4 protein-coding genes and 2 pseudogenes are annotated in these 3763 nt (G+C 44.6%); 5 read left to right on the forward strand and 1 reads right to left on the reverse strand.

The window, feature by feature from the left end; genetic code table 11:
- Nucleotides 1-445: 445 nt before the first annotated feature.
- From CV945_RS16385 to CV945_RS17925, 5 genes and pseudogenes are all read left to right on the forward strand, one after another.
- Complete coding sequence (locus tag CV945_RS16385) at nt 446-940, forward strand: hypothetical protein (protein WP_232722293.1); 495 nt, start codon at nt 446-448, stop codon at nt 938-940.
- An 81-nt stretch (nt 941-1021) separates the two neighbouring features.
- Complete coding sequence (locus CV945_RS16390; RefSeq protein WP_100660173.1) at nt 1022-1486, forward strand: hypothetical protein; 465 nt, start codon at nt 1022-1024, stop codon at nt 1484-1486.
- A gap of 100 nt (nt 1487-1586) precedes the next feature.
- Nucleotides 1587-1811, forward strand: a pseudogene (locus CV945_RS16395) (phosphodiester glycosidase family protein); the annotation flags it as partial.
- Between the two features lie 213 nt (nt 1812-2024).
- Nucleotides 2025-2633, forward strand: a complete 609-nt coding sequence (locus CV945_RS16400) for a type IV toxin-antitoxin system AbiEi family antitoxin domain-containing protein (protein WP_100660170.1) — start codon at nt 2025-2027, stop codon at nt 2631-2633.
- Nucleotides 2633-2824: pseudogene (locus CV945_RS17925) on the forward strand (Abortive infection protein AbiEii); the annotation flags it as partial. The gene CV945_RS16400 and the pseudogene CV945_RS17925, both read left to right, overlap by 1 nt.
- A 62-nt stretch (nt 2825-2886) precedes the next feature.
- Here CV945_RS17925 and CV945_RS16410 read toward each other — a convergent pair.
- On the reverse strand, nt 2887-3763 hold an 877-nt coding region (locus CV945_RS16410), incomplete at its 5' end, for an IS701 family transposase (protein ID WP_100660172.1).

Genomic DNA, 3763 nt, shown 5'->3' on the forward strand with positions numbered 1-3763 from the left:
CGAAAAAATGTTCTCCACAAAGTCTTGACTGACTCCATCCGAAACAAGTTTTTGCATCAAATTCGGGAGTGTGGTATGCTTGTTCATAGAGAGCACCTCTTGGGTTTGTTTGTGTCGTTACTCACATTCTACAGGAAAGGTGCTCTTTTTTCTATACCCTTTGGATTTTATTGGATAATCAACACGCCTGAGTTCATATATATCCTTTGATTTATGAATACCCTCAAGCAGTTTCTCAAATTCTTTCGATTCCTCATCGTTTAAATAAATATACGGTAGTTGGCAGCGTCTATCTTTAGAAACAATGCGATCTGTTTAGTGCAAAATGAAAGTACAGAGTTCTGCAACAAAAAAGTGCAGAGCTTCATGGCATAAAAAAAGGCTTGCCAGTTCCTAACCTTTCCTCTACTGTGGAAGTTGTGAACGCATAACCAAACAGTGGAGGATGGAGAGGATGCTGACAATGCCTGAAGTTAATCGTAGCAAAAAATTGCGTGAAAAGAAAGGAGACGAAAAGATGAAGGTGCTCGAGTACCGCTTTGCCACTGCACCTCTGTTTCACTTCATTGCAAGCAAATCGATGGAAGCAGGCTTGCATGTATGTGATGGACGTGGAAAGCAAACCGTGCAGTTGTTTATGAATGATGCCGCTTCCGAGAAAGGGAAGAAGCGCATCGGGGCTATACAATATGAAGGAAGCAACGATTACGCAATGAAAGAGCCTTACATTGTCAGCTGGAGGTTCGAGCGAGCGCTGCTTCCGGATGGCCTCAAACGAGACTTGGAGGCGATCACAGCGTTTCGCAGAGATCGAAACGTAGGCCCGTCCATCAATCCAAACGCTCAGTCGATTGCTTTTAAGTTTGAAGCGTTGACGGATGGCGCCAAAGAAACGATTGAGGCGATTACCGCCGTTCTTAAGAAGCATGCAAGAAGTTGAAGTGGTTACGCGCCTGTCGCTTTTTGATGGATGGGACGGTGTGGCTAAGGCGGAGGTTGAAAGGGAAACGGGGGATTGGAAATGGCGCATGTATTTCAAATGAAAACGAAACCGCATGGGTTTCAGCGGTACGACGAATTCATTCGCGATCAAGTCATAGGGATTGGCTGGCCGCTGATCGGCAATTTAGACGGCATAAGCAAAGATGAACTGAGAGAGCGATTGCGCAACGTGTACCATTATTCGGGGGCGAAGCTTGGCAACGCTCTTGGCGCGATCTGGGCGTTTGTCAATACAATGGAACAAGGGGATATCGTGTTGGTTCGTAATGGAGCATGGCTCAGCATCGGGATCATTGGCCCCTATCGCTATGTGAAACATCTCGACAATGATATCGATGGGTTTTGCCATCAACGGTCGGTTGAGTGGAAGGTCATGAATGAAAACGTTCGCTTGTATAATGAGAAGGTGCATGAAACATTGCGGCACCGGGGAGTTGTGACAAAAAGCAAATATACGGTACACGAACTTCAACTAGGGATTTAACGGTGAAGCAGGAATGTTTGAGATATATATGAAATGGTTCAAAGGTCGAAAATCGTCATTTCGTCTCACTTCCTCGCGAAGAAAATCACGGTACAATCATCAAACGGTGCAAAAGCCGATCAATCTATGGAAACGGACGAAGGATGGGCGCCTTGTGTTCGTCCGCATCTTACAGCCTGGGGAAGTGTACCGCGTCTACGGGTATGATGCGCGCTTCGGCGGGCAGTACGCGGTCGGCGGCGGGTATTACGTAACAGACATCGACACGCACATCCGCTATGAAACGCCGTCAAAGGAGAAGTTGAAGTTGGTGAATGGGGAGTAAGCAAGAAAGCGAGGCTGTCCGAATCAATAGGGCAGCCTCGCTTTTATATGTGAAAATAACGGCAGGAATTTTACTTATGGTCGGCATATAATAATAAGTGAATGCATTAAGGTGAAAAAAGAGGGATATTGTGAATAATGGAGAATAAGTATATGAAATGTTTGCAATGAATGATAAATGCCGACTTTTAGGTGAAAAGAGTGGTGATCATGAATGAATAAAGAAGTAAGCAAAATCATAAAAGATATTTTTGTGCGTCAAAAAGGATTTGCGAAGACAGAAGACTTAACCAGAGAAGGAGTGAGCAAATATTATATTCGAAAGTTCGAGCAAAATGGAGACATCATTAGGATAAAACGTGGGCTGTACCGTTATGCTGCATTTGAAAATGATCAAAATGAAGAAGTGGTTGAAGTATCAAAAGTGATCCCGAATGGTGTTCTTTGTCTTTTGTCGGCATTGTCTTTTTATGAGTTAACAACTTATAACCCGTGGGAGTACCAAATTGCTATTGAAAGAAAATCAAGGAAACCCCGTTTGCCCGATTATCCGCCAATTAAAATTTTCTATTTTTCAAAAAAACAGTTTGAATATGGAATTGAAGAAGTGGAAATAGGCGGCCATAAAATAAGCATTTATAATCGTGAAAAAACGATTTGCGACATTATTCGATACAGAGAAAAAATAGGAATCGATTTAATGAAAGAAGGTTTGCGAAATTATTTGCAAAGTCCTGAAAAAAACATAAATAAACTGGTGGAATGTGCTGAGAAAATGCGCATCAAGACGGTTTTATTAAAATACTTAGAGGTGCTTTTATAATGGGAAATATTAAAAATATACCTGCTTCAGTTGGAGAAAGACTAAAGAATCTTGCCAAACAAAGCGGAAAAACCTTTGATTTCATTTTATTGTTGTATTTTCAAGAAAGGTTGCTATATCGACTTTCCATTTCTCATTATCGGGATCAATTTGTTCTAAAAGGCGGTCTCTTTTTATTTTCCTTAACACAACTGTAGATGAGCATTTTTCATTACAATAATTTCCATATTTAGAGAGACAAACAGGGTCCCCCTTAGGCGACATGGAGCTGTTTTTTGATCACATCAATGGGAATCTCTTGCTTCGCAGCGTTATAAATGAACTTGACGACGCTGTGGCCTTTCCGTGATCGAAGAAGCTCCAGTCCAGCGGAAAGGTTTTGTTGGGATTCGGCGATGCTGTACACGCAGGAGAGCAGCACCACCGCCCAATACCGTTTCACCGCCCGAACGTGGCGAACGCGGTATCCATCCAGCTTCAGTTGGTCTTTCGCCTGCTGGAAAAAGCATTCGATTGTCCAACGCTGGGCATAGTAACGCAAGATGTCTTCGTCCCCGAGCTCCCGGTCGGTGCTCAAGACACAATGGAGATGTTCCGGCGTCATCGGCTGATCCGCTTTCCAAGCCAGCAGCACCACCGCATCATCGAGGCCATGGATGGCCCCCTCATCGCGATACACGCGATAATGCTCCTGACCCACCGTGACGAGGCGGGTGTCTTTTGGTTCGATATAGCGGGCAAACGGCTTGGCTTGGATCGCGATGCCTTTCGGGTAGAGAATCCGGTTCGTCTTGAGCATCGCGATGACATGGAATCCCTTTTTCAGGCAGGCTTCGATGAGCGTTTTGGATGGGTACCAAGAGTCCATCAACACATACACCGGCTGAGTCAGCTTCACCTTGATCAAGGAAAGCATCTCGATCGCCAGGTCGATTTTGCTTCTTCCGGCCTTCTTGTCATACAGGCGGAACGCAAATGGGAACGCCTGCGTGAAGGTGTGCACCATCAGCCAAACGAGCGAATGCCCCCAAACCGATTGATGATCTTTATGCGAGTAGTGCCAGTCGCACCCTTGAATGGCGTGCACAGCCCGTGACGAAGGCTTTGTTTTTTGGCAAATCGTATCATCA

It is taken from the genome of Geobacillus sp. Manikaran-105 (assembly GCF_002809955.1).
In the GTDB taxonomy this organism is placed as follows: domain Bacteria; phylum Bacillota; class Bacilli; order Bacillales; family Anoxybacillaceae; genus Geobacillus; species Geobacillus thermophilus.